Annotated in this window: 23 protein-coding genes and 1 tRNA gene; 10 read left to right on the top strand and 14 right to left on the bottom strand. The window is 65.3% G+C overall.

The window, feature by feature from the left end:
• Positions 1-54 precede the first annotated feature (54 nt).
• From AB7878_RS12285 to AB7878_RS12265, 5 genes are all read left to right on the top strand, one after another.
• The gene (locus tag AB7878_RS12285) at positions 55-735 is read left to right on the top strand and encodes an SPOR domain-containing protein (RefSeq protein WP_369494647.1); all 681 of its coding nucleotides are present in this window, start codon (positions 55-57) and stop codon (positions 733-735) included.
• Between the two features lie 28 nt (positions 736-763).
• Positions 764-839, top strand: a tRNA-Thr gene (locus AB7878_RS12280).
• A gap of 223 nt (positions 840-1,062) precedes the next feature.
• On the top strand, positions 1,063-1,344 hold the full coding sequence (locus AB7878_RS12275; protein WP_369494646.1) for a DUF5678 domain-containing protein: 282 nt from the start codon (positions 1,063-1,065) through the stop codon (positions 1,342-1,344).
• On the top strand, positions 1,341-1,871 hold the full coding sequence (locus tag AB7878_RS12270; RefSeq protein WP_369494645.1) for an aspartyl protease family protein: 531 nt from the start codon (positions 1,341-1,343) through the stop codon (positions 1,869-1,871). Before AB7878_RS12275 ends, AB7878_RS12270 begins: the two co-directional genes overlap by 4 nt.
• A gap of 1,022 nt (positions 1,872-2,893) precedes the next feature.
• Complete coding sequence (locus tag AB7878_RS12265) at positions 2,894-3,118, top strand: DUF3606 domain-containing protein (protein ID WP_369494644.1); 225 nt, start codon at positions 2,894-2,896, stop codon at positions 3,116-3,118.
• A gap of 537 nt (positions 3,119-3,655) precedes the next feature.
• On the opposite strand, the gene AB7878_RS12260 is transcribed toward AB7878_RS12265, so the two are convergent.
• From AB7878_RS12260 to AB7878_RS12235, 6 genes are all read right to left on the bottom strand, one after another.
• On the bottom strand, positions 3,656-5,059 hold the full coding sequence (locus AB7878_RS12260) for a hypothetical protein (protein ID WP_369494643.1): 1,404 nt from the start codon (positions 5,057-5,059) through the stop codon (positions 3,656-3,658).
• 1 nt (position 5,060) lies between these two features.
• Positions 5,061-5,336 carry a hypothetical protein gene (locus AB7878_RS12255; RefSeq protein ID WP_369494642.1) on the bottom strand — a complete coding sequence of 92 codons (276 nt, stop codon included), beginning with the start codon at positions 5,334-5,336 and terminating at the stop codon, positions 5,061-5,063.
• A gap of 12 nt (positions 5,337-5,348) precedes the next feature.
• On the bottom strand, positions 5,349-5,660 hold the full coding sequence (locus AB7878_RS12250) for a hypothetical protein (protein WP_369494641.1): 312 nt from the start codon (positions 5,658-5,660) through the stop codon (positions 5,349-5,351).
• A gap of 156 nt (positions 5,661-5,816) precedes the next feature.
• Positions 5,817-6,347 (bottom strand): terminase small subunit, encoded by a 531-nt coding sequence (locus AB7878_RS12245; protein ID WP_369494640.1) that lies wholly within the window; start codon positions 6,345-6,347, stop codon positions 5,817-5,819.
• 1 nt (position 6,348) lies between these two features.
• On the bottom strand, positions 6,349-6,981 hold the full coding sequence (locus AB7878_RS12240; RefSeq protein WP_369494639.1) for a hypothetical protein: 633 nt from the start codon (positions 6,979-6,981) through the stop codon (positions 6,349-6,351).
• Positions 6,978-7,604, bottom strand: a complete 627-nt coding sequence (locus tag AB7878_RS12235) for a hypothetical protein (protein ID WP_369494638.1) — start codon at positions 7,602-7,604, stop codon at positions 6,978-6,980. Before AB7878_RS12235 ends, AB7878_RS12240 begins: the two co-directional genes overlap by 4 nt.
• Before the next feature lie 401 nt (positions 7,605-8,005).
• On the opposite strand from AB7878_RS12235, the gene AB7878_RS12230 reads away from it, so the two are divergent.
• A complete protein-coding gene (locus AB7878_RS12230; protein WP_369494637.1) occupies positions 8,006-8,158 on the top strand; it encodes a hypothetical protein in 153 nt (50 codons plus the stop codon).
• A 53-nt stretch (positions 8,159-8,211) separates the two neighbouring features.
• Positions 8,212-8,535 carry a hypothetical protein gene (locus AB7878_RS12225; RefSeq protein WP_369494636.1) on the top strand — a complete coding sequence of 108 codons (324 nt, stop codon included), beginning with the start codon at positions 8,212-8,214 and terminating at the stop codon, positions 8,533-8,535.
• A gap of 256 nt (positions 8,536-8,791) precedes the next feature.
• Here the strand turns inward: AB7878_RS12225 and AB7878_RS12220 are convergent, their stop codons facing one another.
• The 5 genes from AB7878_RS12220 to AB7878_RS12200 form a co-directional block, all read right to left on the bottom strand.
• A complete protein-coding gene (locus tag AB7878_RS12220; RefSeq protein WP_369494635.1) occupies positions 8,792-10,825 on the bottom strand; it encodes an AAA family ATPase in 2,034 nt (677 codons plus the stop codon).
• Positions 10,822-11,163, bottom strand: coding sequence for a hypothetical protein (locus AB7878_RS12215; protein WP_369494634.1), 342 nt, complete (start codon positions 11,161-11,163; stop codon positions 10,822-10,824). Before AB7878_RS12215 ends, AB7878_RS12220 begins: the two co-directional genes overlap by 4 nt.
• Entirely contained in the window at positions 11,160-11,780 is a 621-nt protein-coding gene (locus tag AB7878_RS12210; protein ID WP_369494633.1) for a hypothetical protein, read from the bottom strand. The genes AB7878_RS12215 and AB7878_RS12210 overlap by 4 nt, the downstream gene beginning before the upstream one ends.
• Positions 11,777-12,004 carry a helix-turn-helix transcriptional regulator gene (locus AB7878_RS12205; RefSeq protein ID WP_369494632.1) on the bottom strand — a complete coding sequence of 76 codons (228 nt, stop codon included), beginning with the start codon at positions 12,002-12,004 and terminating at the stop codon, positions 11,777-11,779. The genes AB7878_RS12210 and AB7878_RS12205 overlap by 4 nt, the downstream gene beginning before the upstream one ends.
• Positions 12,005-12,386: 382 nt before the next feature.
• Positions 12,387-13,808, bottom strand: a complete 1,422-nt coding sequence (locus AB7878_RS12200; RefSeq protein ID WP_369494631.1) for a tyrosine-type recombinase/integrase — start codon at positions 13,806-13,808, stop codon at positions 12,387-12,389.
• Between the two features lie 270 nt (positions 13,809-14,078).
• Here AB7878_RS12200 and rocF point away from each other — a divergent pair, with 270 nt between their 5' ends.
• The 3 genes from rocF to AB7878_RS12185 are packed head-to-tail and all read left to right on the top strand — an operon-like array spanning position 14,079 to position 16,712.
• Positions 14,079-14,993 (top strand): arginase, encoded by a 915-nt coding sequence (gene rocF, locus AB7878_RS12195; protein ID WP_369494630.1) that lies wholly within the window; start codon positions 14,079-14,081, stop codon positions 14,991-14,993.
• Between the two features lie 32 nt (positions 14,994-15,025).
• Complete coding sequence (locus AB7878_RS12190; protein WP_369494629.1) at positions 15,026-16,375, top strand: tryptophan--tRNA ligase; 1,350 nt, start codon at positions 15,026-15,028, stop codon at positions 16,373-16,375.
• 10 nt (positions 16,376-16,385) lie between these two features.
• Complete coding sequence (locus tag AB7878_RS12185; RefSeq protein ID WP_369494628.1) at positions 16,386-16,712, top strand: hypothetical protein; 327 nt, start codon at positions 16,386-16,388, stop codon at positions 16,710-16,712.
• Between the two features lie 21 nt (positions 16,713-16,733).
• Here the strand turns inward: AB7878_RS12185 and AB7878_RS12180 are convergent, their stop codons facing one another.
• The 3 genes from AB7878_RS12180 to hmgA form a co-directional block, all read right to left on the bottom strand.
• A complete protein-coding gene (locus AB7878_RS12180; RefSeq protein WP_369494627.1) occupies positions 16,734-17,117 on the bottom strand; it encodes a VOC family protein in 384 nt (127 codons plus the stop codon).
• Positions 17,118-17,190: 73 nt separating this feature from the next.
• A complete protein-coding gene (locus AB7878_RS12175; RefSeq protein ID WP_369494626.1) occupies positions 17,191-18,177 on the bottom strand; it encodes a fumarylacetoacetate hydrolase family protein in 987 nt (328 codons plus the stop codon).
• Positions 18,178-18,377: 200 nt separating this feature from the next.
• Entirely contained in the window at positions 18,378-19,670 is a 1,293-nt protein-coding gene (gene hmgA, locus AB7878_RS12170) for a homogentisate 1,2-dioxygenase (protein ID WP_369494625.1), read from the bottom strand.
• Between the last annotated feature and the right edge of the window lie 8 nt (positions 19,671-19,678).

Here is a 19,678-nt window from a genome sequence, read left to right as displayed (position 1 = left end):
TGCGCGGGCATGACGTCAATATGGCTTGTCCGAGTCTTTCCTGACGGGGGATCGATGTTCCTGCGATTGCTGTTCGTGCTGCTGATCATGCTCAACATCGTGGCCGCCGCCTGGCTGCTGCTCGGCCAGCCGTACGCGCACGTGCCGCCGGCCACCGATCCGGGCGTGCCGGAACTGCACCTGCTCTCCGAACTGCCCGCGCCGACGACCACCGCGACGGTCGCCGACAGCGTCGCCGCGCCGGCGCCTGCGCCCGTCGCGGCCGATGCGAATGCGCCCGCCGAGCTGCGCTGCCTCACGCTGGGGCCGTTCGCCACGCCACACGACCTGCAGCAGGCCCGCAGCGCACTGACCCCGCTCACCCGGCGCATGCGCTCGCGCCAGGAACAGGTCGCCCAGTCGCACAGCTGGTGGGTCTACCTGCCCGCACCGGGCAGCCGCGCGCAGGCGCTGGCGCTGACCCGCCAGCTCGCCGCGCGCGGCCTCAAGGATTATTTCGTGGTGGGCGGCGGCGACCAGCCCAACACAATCTCGCTGGGCCTGTTCAGGGACCAGGACAACGCGCGCAAGCGCCGCAACGACGTGACCGCCGCCGGCTTCCCCGCCCGCATCACCGAGCGCACCGAAAGCGTGCCGCAATACTGGCTCGACCTGGTGGCCGACCGCGGCGGCTTCGACTGGCGCAGCCGCATCCGCACCGACGGCGTGGGCTCGCACAGCACCAGCTGTTTTTGAAGCCACCCCTGCTAGAATCCCGCCCCACGCCGGCATAGCTCAGTTGGTAGAGCAACTGATTTGTAATCAGTAGGTCCCCAGTTCGAATCCGGGTGCCGGCACCAATAAAAACAATGAATTACGACGGATTGCGGTCGAATGCGCAGTCTATAGGCAACATCTAGGCAACATCCAGGCAGCGCTCAAGTTCCACAGCGATCTGCCGCTCTTAACCTTGAGCGATATTGTTCTGGGGCGTTTGGTGTTTGTTGAATTGTTGTGCTATTAACGCCATGTTATGGTTGCATGCTGCACAACGGGCTTCGGTTCTCTGTCGAAGTCTTGCCCATGAATGACCAACTGCCAAAGAGCCAAGCCGACGTGAGTACGGAACTCCGCAAAGATTTCGACTATTTCATCGCGCATCAGCGAGAGTTGGTGAAGGAATATGATGGAAAGGTTGTCGTCATCTCGGGCCAAAAAGTTGTCGGTATCTACGACGACGTCATAAAGGCCACGACCTCGGCGAGCGAGAAGTACGGTTATGGAAATTTTCTCGTGCAGCAGGTTCGGCCCGGAGATGATTCCACGTCGCAGACCTTCTATTCGCGGGTGGCTGTTCACGGATGACGGACAAACCCCGGCAGCAAGGACCGCAGCACCAGTGCCTCACCGTTACTTTTGATGGCCGTTCGAACGTCATTCCGACGCAATGCGAAGTCATGGTTGGATTTGACCCGCTAAATCCACCTGCGCAGCAGCAGTCGCACTTGTTCAACGCCATTTGGGATACGGGTGCCACGCAAACCGTCATCACCCAAGCGGTGGTCGACAAGCTTGGGTTATTGCCCACCGGGCTAACCCGCGCCAATACCGCTAACGGCGAGCATCTGACCGAGACCTTCTTTGTTGCAGTGAAGCTACCTAATGGGGTCGGTTTTCCCGGCATGACGGTGTCCCGGGGAAACATTTCGGGCATCGATATGCTCATTGGAATGGACATTATCTGCGCTGGCGACTTTGCAATCACTAACGTGGGCGGAAAGACGGTGATGAGTTACCGCGTTCCCTCCCACAAGCCGATAGATTTTGTTCGCGAACACAACATGGGCGCGCACCTGATCAAGAGCCGGCATAAAAATAAGCGGCGCAGGTAGCCCGCTAAATATCCATCCATAACAGCGACCGCATGCTGGCGCTCTCCGGATTCGGCGAATCTTGCTGCGGTGTGCGTCGTCCCCAACGATCAGGTCACGCCATGAGACACCACGCCGCTACCCCGCGGCGATGGCCCGCAAAGTCCACCGCGCGAAATCCTTTTCCTATGATCTGCTGGCCGACTGGCGATCGTAGGCTGTGCCGCCGGACCAGATGCGCAATGTGTTCGGCTGGGCCTAACCGATGCCGGGGCTCTAATCGCTGCGTCAATTACAGCTCGACCCGCAAGGCACGCAGCGTGATGGCCCGCAAACGAAGTGCCAAGAAGACAATCGCGCCCATCGTCGCGATCCAAGCGGCATCTCCTAGCTCCGGTCCTAGGCGGTGCCAGAACGGATGTCGGAGCCAGATAGAGGCTACCAGGGCTGCCAGAATGAGCCACCCGAACACAAGGCGCACGGCCCGTTTAACTTCGGCTTGCCTGCGCCAAAAGTCTGCGCGTTGCGGGTTATCTAGTACCCGGTCCAAGAGCTCGCGCTCAAATCTCCACGTCAGGCCGCGGACGAAAAGTTCTTCCCGCTGTTTCCCGGTTGCAACGCGGCCGCGATGAGTGGCGCCGGCGAGGAAAATCGCGCCCGACTCTCTCACTTCCCACTCGCAGCGATATCTCCGCAAACCGAGTCGCACGGGAGTCCACACAATCTCTCCGATTGGAGATGTCATGGGCTACCGCTCCGATTGGCGGATGGCCGTACCTGGATCCGGCGCGTGCACGCGACCCTAAGGGTGTGCTGCATCCGTTTGCCCCTTGTGTGGTGATACGGCTAGGGCGAACGCCTACACGTCGCCGGGCTTTCAGCCGATTCTAACCTCCTGGTTTGCGCGAGCAATCTGGGTCCTGCCCCGCGAGTCAGGCCCAGACAGCCCTCTGTCAGCGCGGACCGATGACCGGGGCGACTTCCCTTGCATGGGTGCCGCTCATGATCGTCTATGCCGTCAAGCAGAACGAAAGCGGTCTGTGGTGCATTCGCACTATGAGCGCCACGGCGTGAAGGCAAGTGCGGGCGAGCAGATCAATCTCCGCAACCGGCTGAGCCGTGCGCATTGGTGCGGCTGCTTCAGCTGCACCGACCAGGAACTGGTCGCTGCGGTGCGGGCCACCGGCAGCATCGAGGTAGGCGTGATCGGGCTCTATCTCGCGACCAGGTACGCACTGGAATCGTTCGACACATCGGACGCTGCATAGATCACCCACCTAGGCGCAGTGGAGGGCAGCAAGCACCACCTGGGGTTGTACGGTAGCGTGGTGCTGTTTCGTTTTGGTATTGAGCTACTTCGAAGGGCGGGCAGGACGACGTGCTCACCGATGGGACGGCACGTCAGATTCTGGCGGAGGACTTGGCTTGGCGCGCAGTTTGCGACGGATCCAGTCACCCAGCCACGAGCCCCCGCCCAACGCCAGCCCCAGCAAAATAGCGGCGCCGTGCCATTGAACCCAAACGGTTACGAAGTCCATCACGGCTTCGCCGCGCGTTTGCGCCACGCAGCCACAATCGCTTTCCATGTGTAGTGTCCAGCAAGCGCTGAAGCTCCCGCAACGAAGCCAACCAAGCCGGCATGCGTGATCGCGTCCATTGTCATCTCCCCAGTTGGCCGACACACAGTCGACCGTTTTTGCTGCCGTGGTGTGCGCCGCGTCCTCGACCAAGCGAGCATAGCGCATGGCGCATCTGAGCCCGCCCGTGTGTGCCCGATGTTTGTCGACGTATAGCGGGTTCCTGTTTTACGAGGCGCCGCCGGTAGCAGCGAAGCACGCCGCAGCCATCTCGTGCGCGCGACCCATCGCATCGGCATCGACCAGTTCCTGTTGCATGCGCTGCGTCAGCTGCGACACTGAAATCGTGTTGCCAGGCTCCCCATCGGGATCCGGCACAAGCATGTCACCATATTGACTGGTCAGCCGGTCGACGCGGTATTGCGTGGGCGAGTCGAATTGCACGGGTGCGGGCTTGCCTTCCGCATCCGGTGGGATCTGCCCCAGCGGCTCGCCGGCGGCGCGTGCCGGCGGCTCTATCTCGGCGATCGGCGCGATGGCGTCCGTGAAGCCCGGCAGTTCGGCATGCGCCGCTTCCGTGATCATTGCCGCCGTGTCGTGGCTGGGATCGCGCAGCGTGCCCTCTGCCAGGGTCTGCGCGTCGTCCGCGGATACCTTCGGCGTGTCGCCGTTGGCCACGCTGTCCAGCGCCTCGGACATGACGCGCACGTGCGTGTTGGCCGCGGCGGGGTCGACGGCAACTCCCGTCGATGATCGTTCAAAGTGGTTCTGTGCCAGCACCGCGGCCGACGTGTCGACGTCCGCGGGGTTTACGTCAGCGGGCTTGATGCCGCGGGTTTCTGCCCAGTGACTGTGCACGCCGAACGCCAGGCCCATCAAGATGTCCGCGCGCAACGAATCCATGTCGAAAATCTTTTGCTGGTCCGCCGCCACATCGTACCCGTTGGCTTTCAGAACGCCCCAGGTGGCAGCCCTGCCGCCCACATCAAGTGCCTGATTCACGATCATGCCGGAAAGGGCTTTGCTGATGAGCGTTTTGCCAAACATCGGCACCGAAGCGAAAGCCGCCGACGTGGCGCCGGTTACCGCCGCCTTTTCCGCGGCCGTCGTCGGGTCCAGGCCCGCGGCGACGTCTGTCTGGTAGCTGTCGTGCGCCTCGGTGCTGCCGTACAACGCCGCGGCGCCCCAAGGGCCGATCACGGGCGTAGCACCAGAGATAATGCCCAACGCTTTCACCGGGCCGAATACCGTACGGCCAAGCGCGCCGGTGATTCGCGGATCTTCACCGGTGGCCGCCCACTGCTGCATGACGGCCGTCGCCGCGTTGGCCGATGCGCGCGCCTGCGGATCGAACTCCGGCATTGTTTCGTAGCCGAGCAGCTGCTTTGCGCTGCTGTTCAGCGCGTCGATGCTGCCTATCGCGTTGCCCACCGACTCGCCGATAGGCGTATTGGAAAGCGTGTCTTTTGCCAGGCCGCCTACGGCGCCGGCTGCCGCCGTCAGCGCCTTGGGCACCGCAGTAAGCATGCCGTCTAGACCGCTGGCGCCGGGTAGTTCCGTCGTAACGTTGCCGCCCTGCGCCATCGTCTGCAGGTTGTAGTCGTCATCGGGTGAGGTGTTCAGGTAACCCATGTCAATTCCTTGATTCGGTTTGTGGAGGCACGGGAAGCCAGGAGAGAAAACCGGCTTGCACCTTGCGGAAGTCCAGGTCGATCAGCTCGCAACACCATCGCAGAGTGAAGGGCGCGCGGCTCGTGGTGTCCTGAATCCATGCGAGCGCGCTGCGCTCTCGCTTCCGCGGTGCGGCGTTCGGATTTTCCTTCTGGCGCGACGCCAGGGAACGAACGTCGACGACGGCCACCTGCACCGTGGCGACCACCAGCCGACGTAGCGCCGCGAAATCATCCACGTATTGCTCCACTTAACTGTTGGTGATGACTGCGATCTTGTAGTTTTTGCCGGCGGGCACGCCGATTTGTATAGGCACGTTGGCCGCCAGGCGGCGACTGGTAGCCGTGGCGACCGGCGCGGTGCCTACTGCGATCGAGCACACGACATCCGAAACCAGTTCGACAATCGTAGTGCTGGCGTTGAGCACGTTCGAGGCGGCACTGCTTGCGCCGATCGCCACGGTCTGTTGAGCGGTGGCAGGGTGCACCGGCGTGCCCTGCACCAGATAACCGGCGGCGTCTCGGACTTGGCCGGCGTGCTCAGTGATGTAGAGGGTGGTCATTGATTTCGCCTATTGAGGTTTGGACGGCTAAATAAAATTTAAAAAAATTTCGCAGCGCCCGGTGTGTAGATGGCCCTGAGTGAAACTGAGCGCGAGAATCCGGGGGTGCCGGCCATCCGCACCGGCCTTCGTTGGTGGTGATGGGACCCACGGGTTTCACAGGTTCCAGTCCAGGCCGTTGGCGTTGAAATCGCGCGCAGCTGATTCGCTATCAATTGGGCGATCGGTCGCAACGCCAGGCACAGCAACAAAGTCGCCTTCTATCAGCTGCACTGGGTCGCACCTGAGTCGCAATTGAGCGCGCTCTCTGGCTTCAGCGAGTGCGCCGGCCAGGTCGACACGCTCTATCGTGATGTCGACTTTTTCGCGCAGCAGACCGGTAAGGCGCATTTTCAATTCGACGGCGCGAACGTAGGCGTTAGCGTTGTCTGTCTTGATCGCAAACGCCATGCCGCTCTCACAGTCGGCCATCGCCTTCGCGCCGTTGTATTCCGCTTCGGCGACAAGCTTCTGGCGCAGCTTGTCCAGCTCCGCGCGCACCAGCACGTTGTCGTGCATGAGCGAGTACGCGGTGTGCTTGGCGGAACGCGGCGAATAGCCAGCTTGCACGGCGGCCTGAGCGGCTGGCATTCCGGTCTGGAAGGCGGCGACGAAGGCGATCTGTCGTGGCGTCAGCTCCCGCGGCATGTCACTTACCGAAGTACGCTTTGTAGTGGCGGGTCATGCCGCGATTCGCCAGTGCCTTGATCAGCGCCAGGTTGTTGCCGGCGCCGCTGCGCTCGGCCAGGTCAACCAGCTTGGGATTCGCCGCGGCCAGGTGCTGGAATTCGCGGCGAGCCCATTCGACCATCCAGCCGGCTTTCTCTTGGCCGTAGATCCCTTCAAGGTGCTGCAGGGTTTCGGCGCATTCCTGGGCGTTCTGCTCCGGCGTCGGCGCACGCGCCAAGCCCATCTTCACGATGCATTCGGCGCCGCCGGCGTCCTTGGCATCAATCCCAACGGCGTCGAGTGTCGATTTCATGTCGGCAAGCGCGGCGTATTGGTTGAACGGTTCTGCGCCTTCCGCGGCGGCCTCGCCTTCGTGCTCCGCGTCCCCTTCGGCCAGTGCGGCGGCGGCCTGTTCCTCGGTCCAGTGGCCGCCAGCAACGAGCGCCTGAGCCATGACGGCATCGGCGGTGTCCCTGCTGGCAGTGGCGGCTGCAGCAGGGGGCAGCAGGGCGCTGGCGTTGGGTGTGTTGAGGGTGGCAGGGGTGGGCGTGACCGTGTTGGGTGCTGCAGTGGCCGCGGCGCCTCCGGTTGCGGCGGGTGCTTGGTCGGTCATTCGGCCAGCCCCAGGATGTCCGCGCGGCGGCGGCGCATCACGTCCACCGACTCATGAAACTTGACGGCAAACGGCCGATGTTCGCGCCAAGGCGGCGGACCACCGAACATGTGCAACCGGTCGAATTCGGAAATGACCGAAACGCGCAGCTCGTCGGCCTCAAGGTAAAGGCCGTCACGGCGTGCGGTGCCGAAGTCGGCAGGCAACGCGATTTCCAGTGCAATCTCGGCTTCACGCTGCGCCGCGATTTTTTCGGCAAGATTCTTGGCCGCTGCCTGGGTGGCGTCGGCGGTCTTGGCGCGCTGTTCGGCCAGGGAGACGCAATGCGACAACGCCGCGTCTTGTTCGTCGCGCGCTTTGGCGCGCACCTGTTCCGCTGCCCGCGCCCGCGCAGCTTCCAGCGTGTGCGCTGTGCGGCTGTGGCGCTGACTGGCGGCAGTGAGTGCGCCGTGTGCCTTGTCTGCCTCCTTGGCGTCGGCCCGGCCGTCAGCGACGGCCAGCGCCAGCTCGTCATACTTTTGGCGGGCGGACGAAACGTCTGCCGCCTCGGCGGCCAGCTGCGCTGTCAGGAGCGGCACCACGTCGCGGGGCTTGGTGGTCAGTTTGCTAAGGAAGGTGTCCATCGGGGTGGCGTCCGCAAGGTGGGAATGTGGTCCTTTGTTGCCTTATGTTGCCTTTTGAATAGCCTTGCACGGTGGGCAATAGTCGGTAACTGATTGTATTATAACGTGAATATCTCGCGATAACCATCGACCTACGACGGACCGCCTACTCTTCTCATAGCAGTAGGCCGTGTCGATTCGGGCGCCGACAGGGCCGCCCGGAGTCGTGAGGGCTATGCGGTGCGGACTTCTTCACGCACACGCGCCCGCGAGGCGGGTCGGGTTTAAGCTGGCTATCTGGTGCGGAAATAGCAACAGTTGCTGTTGTGAAAATAACAACAAAAACAATCACTTGCACTTATTTTTGTCGAGGCGTAGCGTTCCCAATCGCAGCCGCCCGGCTGTGCCACTGAGGAATCAACATGTCTTTCACCCTTCAGATCCAGTGCGCCACCATCGAAGATGCCGAGCGCATCCTGGACGTGCTCCGAAACAACCCAGCTGTGTTGAACGATGCCGGTGATGACGCGGCCGAATCGGCGCCGCTCGCCAGTTGCCCGGACCTCGAAGCGTAGAAGCTCACGCGATGGGCTAACCTCGCCGCACAACGTCCACAGGGATCCGGCGCATGCGCGTCAAAACACTCTTCCAAGACGACGACTACACGCTGGTTCAAGGGCGGCGGTTCGGGATAACTCACGATCTGCTGTGCCCGATCTACGTTGTGCTGGCGGACACCGGCGACGCAATCAAAGCCACGTTGCCCGAAAAGTTGTTTTTTCTGGACGTTGGGCGTCGGCTGGTGAAGCTTGGCGCCGCTCTGCCGGGCGACACATTCGACGAACTGTTTCTTCGCTTCTCGAATGCAGTTGCCAACCGGGGGTCGATGCGTTGGCACCTTTTCTTCCAGGATGGAGACGCCCAACAGCGCGCTGCTGAGTTGCTCAGATAACCATCGCCGCACCATGCGGAAAAAGAGCCGCCCCCTATAGGGTGGCGGCTTTTCCTTTCCGCACCCATGAAGATGCGGAAAAGCCTTTCCGTGGCATTTTCCGCATTTTCCGCAACGGCTCGCAGCCCTTGTGCCCCAACGCCTGGCGGAAAAATCGCAAGCGGCAAACCTTTTCCGCACATTTTCCGCCCCCTGGCCAAAAGTGCGGGAAAAGGCTTTTCCGCGGAAAAAGCCCATTTTCCGCATTCTCACGGCTCTATGAGACGATCCGGTAGCCGCTGCGACCCTTTTTCTTCTCCACCGTGACGAGCTTTTCAGCGGTCAGCCAGTCCACGGCATTGGAGAAATTCCGGGTTCGGCTGTTGCGCGCCGTCCGCAGTTCTTCACCTTCGAGCGCGTCACCGATCGGCACCAGTTCGAAGTAGGCCGCGCGCCAGTCGTCGATGCCGCACACGCCCTCGTCGTCCCAGTTCACCGCGCCGAACTGGGAACGATCGAACGCGGTTCGCAGTGCCTCCAGGGCGTTGGTGCGGTGTGCCGTCCAGTTGCGTGCTTTGCCGGTGGCGCCGACCGTCGCGCGCTCCAAACCTTCGACGACGCAGGACGCATCGCGCTCGGATGGATCCGCGTCCGGGTCGTGGTCCCTGGTGGCGCCCAGGTCGACCACCTTCAGCCGAAACGAAAACCGCGCACCGTCCTCGCCGTCTTTGACCTTGGTCGCCTCCAAGAAACGGGCCTCGCCGTTGTCGCCACGGCGAACTTCCAGCTCGGCATCTGCGGCGCCCAACAGGGACGAATGCCCGCGGGCTCCTTTGCCCGCGTCCTTGCCGGAGTGGTGCACGAACACGCACAGGCAATCGAGCCCGGCCGATATTTCACCGGCGCAGCGGATGGCGCGGCCCATGTCCTCGCTGGCGTTCTCGTTGCCGCCGGGCATCGCGCGGTTCAACGTGTCCACCACCACCATGGCCACCGGGCCGAGCTCGGCGCCTTGGATGTCGGCAATCAGCCGGCCCACGTCGGCGCGCTCGTCCTGCAGCAGGTTCAATCCTTGTCGTTCGATCACCTGGAGCCCGGCCACGTCCGCCGCCTTCAATTCGCGATCGCACAGATACGCCGACACGCGCGGCCCCATCTGGCCCTCCAGCCCGACATACACGACGGCGCCACGCTTCACGCGTTGCCCCGCCCAGGGAATGCCGCGGGCAATCGCTGCCGCCAGGTCCAGAACGAGAAAGCTTTTACCGCTACCGGGGGCGCCATAGACGACGCCCAGGCCACGCGCCGGCAGCAATCCACGCACCAGCCATGAAGGTGGCGCCCGGCTGAGCAGATCGCCTACCGACAGGAGGTTGTAGTGGTGGGCGGGTTTGGCTTCCGGCACCGGTGAAAACGCGGCTTCGGGTGCATCGGCGCCACGGTGCTGCTGCATGTACCGCGCCGCGTTGCGCACTTTCTCGGCGAGCCGATCGGCCGACCAGCCGCAGCCGTCGTCCCAGTGTTCGGAAAGGAGCAGATCGAGTGCGGCCGGTTCGTCCATGCCGAGCGCCAGCAACTTCGCCGCGACGGTGAAGGCGCATTGATCACCGCCGGCACCCTTCACCGATCGCGGCGCGGTGGCCAGGTAATCAATGCCCCGCTGCAACGCGCGGACCGGATCCACGCCGGGTAGGGGAGTGCGGTCCGTGGTGGCCGTGCGCGGCGTGCCGGTGGTGAACAACGACGCGAGCGCGCCTATGCATGCGATCGGTGCGGCGGGATCCTCCCACCGGTAGGCGGTGTCGCCGATCTTCGTTGGTGCCACGACGATGTAAGAGTCGGCTTTCATGTCGACGCCCGAACCCTTGCCGAGCGCGTCGGGTCCGTCCTTCAACTGGACCGGTGACCAGTACAGTGCATGCCAACCGCCGCCGGCAGTCTGCTGCACTCGGGTCACGAAATCTTCCGGGCGCAAGCCGTTCGCGGCACACGCGTCGCGCAATGCCGCAAGGCCGTCCTTGCCATGCGATGCCATGTCGACGTCAACCACCACCAGCCATTCGGCGGCGCCGGTGTCGGGGTTGGTCCGCGTTGCGCCCGTGCGCAGCGCCAGCCCACCGCGCGCATGGCGGCCACCCGGGCCGAACCACTTGCGCAGCTGCGCGGGGTCCTTGCTTGCTTCGGCCTTCCATTTCACGGCGGGCTTCTTGCCGTCTGACTTGCTGCCGTCGCCCTTGAAGGCGACCAGCGGAAACACTTCGAACCCTTCGGCCGCGTGCCGCAGTGCTTCGTCCAGAATCGTGGCGCTCATGCATCACCGCCTGCGCGCAGGCGCCATGCGTCGGTCAGCAGCTTGCCGACGGTGAATACAGCCGCATCGAACGTTCCGGGCCCGGCAAACGGGTCAGCGATCGCTGACCGCGCAATGCTCGTGACGAGTCGGCCAGAGCTGTCGAGCAATCGCCGCAGCACACCCTGCGCCTTCACTTCAGCGCGCACTGCCATCTCACTGCACGCGCTGGCCTCAGTCACGATGACGTGTACCGCGGCGCGTAGACCACCTTCTGTCACCGCACCAACCATGGCCTGTGCGGCTTCTTCGTAGCGCTTTCGCTGCTTGTCGAGCTGTCGTTCAATCGTGGCCGTCATGCGAACGTCCCTCGCGCACGATGAAGGCTCCTTGTGGCCACCACGATGTCGTCGTCCTTGATCAATGACCACGCCGCGGGGTTCGCCACCGCGGCGCGCACTTCGTCCGCTACACGGTTGGTTTCTTCGCCACCGGCCGCGAGCTCTTCCGCCACCAACTTGGCTTCCACGCGGTTTCGCGCCATTGTCTTCAGTACTGCAGGATTGCCGATATCGTCGGCCGTTACGCAGGCCGCGCCGTTGGCTTGCTCCACACGTGCGACCCACTGCAGCACGCGCTCGGCGTCCAGCTGCAGGTTCGGCCCCTGGCCGATGACGTAAAGCATGAACACCGTCGAGGCGGTTTCGGGATTCACTACGCCAGGCTGTCCGCTCGCGCTATCGATGCAAAGAACCATGCGGCGCACGCCTGGCGTCAGTGGTTCGCGGTCGTCGTGCTCGGCGTCCAGATCGTGCGGGGAGTGCATGCGAAGCGTCACGCCGGCGATGTTCTCGCGCATCGCGCGATTGACGAGGGCAATGACTTGCTCCAGGTCGTCGCCGACGATGAACGGCTGCGATGGGTCGTGGAGCTCGGCGCGTTCCGCCGCGGTGTGCAATGTGGGGCGAGCGTTCAAGCGTCACCGCCTGCGCGCGACGCGACGCGATTGGCCAGCCATTGGTCCAGCTCACTGGCGAGCCAGCCGATTCGGCGATCGGAGCACTGGACCGGCATGGGAAACTTTCCGGCCTTCCAGAGTCGCCGTAGATGCACGCGGGAAAAGGAGATTCCGCGCTCGGGCTTTAGTTCGGCAAAGGCGATGATGCGATCGGGCGCGGTGCTGCTGTTCGTGTTGGTCATGGGTGTGTCCAGAAGAAGTCTTGAACGCCACCGGCTGAGGCACGCAGAGATGCGCACACCCTATGGCTTGCTTCGTCTGTTGAGTCGAACGCGACCGGGCGACGGCCCTTTGTGTCGTCGTGGACACACGCACAAGTGCCTTTTCAGTCGGGCAGAGCGGTATGGACGCGCTTATGCCTACTGCTGGCTTTCGGTTTAACGAGCGTCTGCGTCGCTCGGCGGCTGTGACGGCGCCTGCCTTCCTTCAATTCCAAGCTAGTGGCGATATCTTGATGGGTCAACAGCGAACAGAACGCGCCTTTAGATACCGTCCAACTGATGACCGCGCCGCATCTATGTGCAGATATGTGCATCAACATAGATCGCTGCGGGGCACGCTGCGTTACGTGTTCGATTTGCCGATCAGAATCTTCCCCAGCACTTCGTCGAACGTGGCGAGCGCGCGCTTTTTCTCCGGCAGGTAGAGCTCTGGACTGTTCCGGTAATGCGTACCGGTGACGCCGGCCACGCCATGGCTCTGCAGCCGATCGGCCTCGATGTCGGGCACGCCGGCGGCCTGCATCAACTGCGTGCACGTCCGGCGCAAGTCGCGCGGCGTGAATGGCGCAATGGGCACGCCGTCAATGAATGCATGCTCCGACTTCAGGAAGTACCGCACCGCGCTCGCCGGCGATGCAATGTCGATCGGTGCGCGGGTGCTGGTCGACCATGGCCATGTGTTCTGGCCGCTGTGGAGGTGTGTCGCCTTCAATATGCCGATCATGCGGGATGTCATCGGCACCAGGTGCACGCGCTTCATGCCGCCGCGGCCCTTTCGATCGACCAGGGACAACACGCGGCTCTGCGTGTCGTATGACGTCCAAGGCTCGCGCGCCAGCTGGTGCGTGCGCTGGCCACCGCTCGCGATGGTGAAGCGCAGCAGGTTGGCCATCACCGGGCCGACCTTGGGCACCTGGTCAATGGACCACCAGAACTGCCGCAGCTCGGCGGCCGACAGGGCGCGCGTGCCGGGCGTGGACTTCGCCTCACGCGGGATCGGCGCGGCCGGGTTGTGAATCAGCCCATATGTGCGGGCTGATTTGCGCGCCACGGAGTTCTCGGCGGCCAAGCCGTACGCGAACGCGGCGCGCATGAATGTCTGCACCTTGTCCGCGCTTCCCTGCGCGCCGCCTGTGCTGCGCCGGCCACCACTGCCGCGCCCGGTCTTGGGGCGGGCCGTGCCGTGGTGGAATATGGGCCGCAGCAGCGCCACAACGTGGGCGGGTTCCACCTCCCGCGCTTTCATGTCCAGGATTTCCGGTGCCTGCTTCTCCAGACCGGAAACCACGCGGCGCCATTCCTTAATCTGGCGCTCGCCGGCCGCGGCCCGCTTGTCGGTGCCTTCCGATCGTGCCGTGATGTAGTCGGCCAAGAGGTCGCGGAAGGATCCGCGCTCGGCGTCAACCGCTCGAACGTGCTTGGCGCGCGCACGTTCGACGGTGGGGCTACGTCCTTCCGCAACCATGGCCAGCACCCGCGCCGCTTCCTCGCGTGCCTGCTTGAGCGTCAGGGACTGGTAGCCGGCGAGGAACTGGGATCGATCGACGGTTGCCGCCGGCGCCGAGCTGCCCGTGTATCGGCCCAACAGGATGCGCTTCACGCCTTCGGGCAGTCGCTTCACGAGTACCCACGACATCGTGCCGCCAGGGGAGACGCGCAGCGCCAACCCTCGCAGAAAACCGTCGCGGTAATCGGTCTGTTTCGCGCCGGGCTTGATGGCGTCGATGGCTTTTTGCGTGAGTGCGGGCGCGTCGCGTTTGGTCATCTGAGGCAACACCAGTCAACAAATGGGGGCGTCAAGCCAGTTACCCCCATGTTGCCTGAAGTTCTATCGAACGTCGATAGATGGCTGTTCTACGCCGTTTCGCCGCGAGAGGATGTACTACCTTGAATCATGCCGAATACACTGAAGTACGGTTTTGTAATCAGTAGGTCGCGGGTTCGATTCCTGCTGCCGGCATTCCCCCGAAGCGGCCACGTCGCAGCCGGCCCGTTACACTCGGGGGCTGCAAGTCATCGACGTGGACACAGCAACATGAGCAAGCAGACGATCGCCCTGGTGGGCGTGCCCACCGACATCGGCGCCGGGCATCGCGGCGCCTCGATGGGACCGGAGGCGCTGCGCGTGGCGCAGATCGCCGAGAAGCTGCGCGCGCGCGGGCTGGACGTGTCCGACCGCGGCAACCTGCACGGGCCGGTGAACCCGTGGCTGCCACCGGTGGACGGCTATCGCCACCTGGCCGAGGTGACGGCGTGGAACAAGGCCGTGCATGCGGCCATCTACGACGAGCTGGCGCAGGACCGGTTGCCGATCATGCTCGGCGGCGACCACTGCCTCGCGATCGGCTCAGTCAGCGCGGTGGCGCGCCATTGCCGCGAGAACGGCAAAAAACTGCGCGTGCTGTGGCTGGACGCGCACAGCGACTTCAACACCGCGCAAGCCACGCCCTCCGGCAACATCCACGGCATGCCGGTGGCTTGCCTGTGCGGCAACGGCCCGGACGCGCTCACCGGCATCGGCGGCCACACGCCGGCGGTGACGCCCGACGTGTTCCGCCAGATCGGCATCCGCTCGGTGGACGAGGGCGAGAAGCGGTTGGTGCGCGAGGCGGCGGTGGACATCTACGACATGCGCCACATCGACGAGGTGGGCATGAAGCGCGCGATGGAGGAGGCGCTGGCCGGCATGGACGCGCGCACCCACTTGCACGTGAGCTTCGACGTGGACTTCCTCGATCCGGTGATCGCGCCGGGCGTGGGCACCACCGTGCGCGGCGGCCCGAACTACCGCGAGGCGCAGCTGTGCATGGAGATGATCGCCGACTCGGGCCGGCTCGGCTCGCTCGACATCGTCGAGCTGAACCCCGCGTTCGACAAGCGCAACGCCACCGCGAAACTGGCGGTGGACCTGGTCGAATCGCTGTTCGGCAAATCCACCCTGATCCGTTGACGCGCCACGCCCCGACACCACAAGCGAACCCCATGCAGACCCGAGTCCTCACCGGCATCACCACCACCGGCACCCCGCACCTGGGCAACTACGCGGGCGCGATCCGCCCGGCGATCGCCGCCAGCCGGCGCGCGGATGTCGACGCGTTCTTCTTCCTCGCCGACTACCACGCGCTGATCAAGAGCGACGATGCCGCGCGCATCGAGCGCTCGCGACTGGAGATCGCGGCGAGCTGGTTGGCCGCCGGGCTCGATCCCGCGCGCGTCACGTTCTACCGGCAGTCGGACATCCCCGAGATTCCCGAGCTGACCTGGTTCCTCACCTGCGTCACCGCCAAGGGCCTGCTCAACCGCGCGCACGCGTACAAGGCGGCGGTGGACCGCAATACCGAAACGGGCGAGGACGCGGACGCCGGCATCACCGCGGGCCTGTACATGTACCCGGTGCTGATGGCCGCCGACATCCTCGCGTTCGACGCGCACAAGGTGCCGGTGGGGCGCGACCAGATCCAGCACCTGGAGATGGCGCGCGACATCGGGCAGCGCTTCAACCATATCTACGGCCGCGACTTCTTCGTGCTGCCCGAGGTGCAGATCGAGGAAGAGGTGGCCACCTTGCCGGGCCTGGACGGCCGCAAGATGTCGAAGAGCTACGACAACACCATCCCGCTGTTCGCCGGCGGCGCCAAGGCACTGCGCGAGGCGATCCTGCGTATCGTCACCGACTCGCGCGCGCCGGGCGAGCCGAAAGACCCGGACAGTTCCGCGCTGTACACGATCTTCCGCGCGTTCGCCGACGAGGCCGAAAGCGCGGCGTTCCGCGCCGCACTGGTCGATGGCCTGGGCTGGGGTGAGGCGAAGCAGCGGCTGTTCGAACGCATCGAGGCCGACGTGGCGCCGATGCGCGAACGCTACGACGCGCTGATCGCCAAGCCTGACGAGATCGAAGCAACCCTGCGCGAAGGCGCCGCCAAGGCGCGCGCGATCGCCACGCCCAAGCTCGCCGCGATCCGCGACGCGATCGGCCTGCGCGCGATGGGTGCCGCGCCCGCCGCCAAGGCCGGCAAGCCGGCCGCCCCGAAGGCCGGCAAGGCGGCACCGCGCTTCGCCAGCTTCCGCGACGGCGATGCCGGCTTCCGCTTCCGCCTGTTCGCCGCCGACGGCGAGGAACTGCTGCTCTCGACGCCGTTCGCCGACCCCAAGGCCGCCGGCGCGCTGCAGCAGCGCATCCGCCGGCTGGGCCAGGCCGCCGTGCTGCGCGAGGACGGCGATGCGCTGGTGCTGGAGCTGGAAGGCGAGGCCGTCGCCCGCACCCCGCAGGCCGGCGAGGCATTGCTCGCACGCCTGCGCGAAGCGCTGGCGCAACTGGCCGCGCAGGACTGACGAGCCCCCGATGCGCTACCTCGCCCTGCTGCTGCTCGCGCCATGGCTGCTGATCCTCGGCTGGGCCTACGCGAGCTACCCAAAGTCGCTGCCGCGCACGCCGGCGCGCCGGCTGTTCGACGTGCTGGCGCTGGTGCTGGCCTTCGCCGCCGCGACGTATGCCGGCCTGCTCGGCTTCGATGCGGTGCAACCGCCCGTGCCCGACGCGGCCGGGCTCCGCGCCAGCGGCGCGATCTGGCAGCAGGTGTTCCCCGCACTGTGCGGCTACGGCGCCTTCGCCGCCGTGCTGGCGCTGGCGTTGCCGCTGCGCGCACGGCTGTGGCGCCGGCGCGGCTGAGCCGCCGCAACCGGCACGGCTTCAATCCCAGCGATTGAGGTGCGGGCCGAACGCCGCGCGCTGCCGGCGCACGACGCAGAAACGCTGTCCGCTGGGCGCCTCCATCACCCACCAGCGCTGGCGCACGAAAGCGACGCGCCGCGCGCCCAGGTGCTCCAGTCGCGCCGCCTCGGCTTCCAGGTCGTCGGTCTCGATGTCCAGGTGCACGCGGCTTTCGTGCTCGACTTTCTGCAGCAGGATCAGCGGCTCGTCGTCCACCGTGCGCAGTTCGGCGTAACGGCCGTCGCCGTCCTGGTCGAGCGTGGCGATGGGCTTGCCCAGCGCCGCGCTCCAGAACCGGGCGGCATCGCTCAGGTCGTCGACCCTGCAATCCAGGACCAGGGTGCACAGGCGGCTGTGATGCATGGGGCACCTCGCGACGGGACGGAGGTGCCGAGTGTGCGCCGGCGCGCAGGCCGGCGCATCCGTCGTGCCGCGATCAGCGCGCCAGCGGCGCGATGCGCTGCTCGATCGCGCCGAAGATCGAGGCGCCGGCCTGGTCGGTGATCTCGATGCGCAGCGTGTCGCCGTACTTCAGGAACGGCGTCGAGGGCTTGCCGTCGCGCAGCGTCTCCACCGTGCGCTGCTCGGCGAGGCAGGAGGCGCCCAGGCTGGTGTCTTCATTCGCGATGGTGCCCGAGCCTACGAGGGTGCCGGCGGTGAGCGGGCGGGTCTTGGCCACGTGCGCCACCAGTTCGGCGAAGCTGAACTGCATGTCCACGCCGCACTCGGCCGCGCCGAACCACGCGCCGTTGAGCCAGGTGCGCATCGGCAGGTGCAGCTTGTCGCCCTGCCAGGCCTCGCCCAACTCGTCCGGCGTCACCAGCACCGGCGACAGCGCCGAGCGCGGCTTGGACTGCAGGAAGCCGAAGCCCTTGGCCAGCTCCCCCGGAATCAGCCCGCGCAGCGAGACGTCGTTGACCAGGCCCACGAGCTGGATGTGCGCGCTCGCCTGTTCGGGCGTCACCGCCATCGGCACGTCGTCGGTGACCACGATCACCTCGGCTTCCAGGTCGATGCCGTAGTCCTCGCTGGGCACCACCACGTCGTCGTGCGGACCCAGGAAGCCGGCACTGGTGGCCTGATACATCAGCGGGTCAGTGTAGAAGGACTTCGGCACCTCGGCGCCACGCGCGCGGCGCACGCGCTCCACGTGCGGCAGGTAGGCCGAACCGTCCACGAATTCGTAGGCGCGCGGCAGCGGCGCGGCCAGCTTGTCCACGTCCAGCGCGAACGCGCCCGCGGCGGTGCCGGCATTCAGCGCATCGGACAGCGCATTGAGCCGCGGCGCGGCGTTCGACCAGTCGTCCAGCGCGGCCTGCAGCGTGGGCGCGATGTCCGCGGCCCTCACCGCGCGCTGCAGGTCGCGGCTGACCACGATCAGCGTGCCGTCGCGGCCACCTTCTTTGAGAGATGCGAGTTTCATCGTGCTGCCTTGTCAGTAGTGAGTGCGGTCGGCGCCGGGGATGCCCCGATTTTGCCCGTCATCCCGGAATCGCGCAGCGATATCCGGGGTCCAGTGTCTTTGCGTTTCGCCCCATGCATGGGAGGCACTGGATGACCAGACGTTCGTCTGTTGAAAAGCGACTCGCTGGAATGGCGGGGTGGCGATTCATCCGGACTTGTCTAAGGCGCGAAGTGCTTGCGGATGCCCTGCCAGCACTCGTGATAGTTCTTCTGCAGCTGCGGCGACTCCAGCGCCTGCCGCGTGGGGCGGATCACCTTGCGCGTCTCGAACATGAAGGCCATGGTGCCGCCGATCACGTCGGGCTTCGAGAGATCCGCGTTCGAGGCCTTCTCGAACGTGGCCGCGTCCGGGCCGTGACCGCTCATGCAATTGTGCAGGCTGGCGCCGCCCGGCACGAAGCCCTCGGCCTTGGCGTCGTAGACGCCGGCGATCAGGCCCATGAACTCGCTGGCCACGTTGCGGTGGAACCACGGCGGGCGGAAGGTGTGCTGCGCCACCAGCCAGCGGGGCGGGAAGATCGCGAAATCCATGTTGGCCGTGCCGGGCGTGTCGCTGGCCGAGGTGAGCACGGTGAAGATCGACGGATCGGGATGGTCGACGCTGATCGAGCCGATGGTGTTGAAGCGGCGCAAGTCGTACTTGTACGGCGCGTAATTGCCGTGCCAGGCCACCACGTCCAGCGGCGAGTGGCCGATCGCGGCCTGCCACAAGCCGCCCTGGAACTTGGCGACCAGGCGAAAATCGCCCTCCACGTCCTCCCAGGCTGCCACCGGCGTGAGGAAGTCGCGCGCGTTGGCGAGGCAGTTGGAACCGATCGGGCCCAATTCCGGCAGGCGCAGCTGCGCGCCGAAGTTCTCGCAGACATAGCCGCGCGCTGCGCCGTCGGGCAGCTCGACACGGAAGCGCACGCCGCGCGGGATCACCGCGATCTCCTGCGGCTCGATCTCCAGCACACCCAGTTCCGTGGCGAGGCGCAGGCGGCCCTGCTGCGGCACGATCAGCAGCTCGCCGTCGGCGTCGTAGAAGAACCGCCCTTCCATCGAGCGGTTCGCCGCGTAGACGTGGATACCCACGCCCGCCTGCTCCGCCGCGCCGCCGTTGCCGGCGATGGTGACCAGGCCGTCGACGAAATCGGTGGGCTGCGTCGGCATCGGCAGCGGATCCCAGCGCAACTGGTTCGGCGTGGCCGCCGCCTCGTCGAAACGGTTGTGGAACGTGGAATGCGCCAGCGGCTCGAACGGCTGGTGCATCGCCGCCGGACGGATGCGGTACAGCCAGCTGCGCCGGTTCGCGTGGCGCGGCGCGGTGAACGCGGTGCCGGACAGCTGCTCCGCGTACAGGCCATGCGCCACGCGTTGCGGCGAGTTCTGGCCCACAGGCAGCGTGCCGGCGATGGCCTCGCTGGCGAATTCGTTGGCGAAGCCGGATTGGTAATCGATGCCGACAGACATGGGCAAGC

This window comes from Rhodanobacter humi, assembly GCF_041107455.1.
Classification (GTDB): Bacteria; Pseudomonadota; Gammaproteobacteria; order Xanthomonadales; family Rhodanobacteraceae; genus Rhodanobacter_A.
The sequence above is the reverse complement of the archived record's forward strand: the minus strand, read 5'-3'. Positions and strand labels throughout refer to the sequence as shown.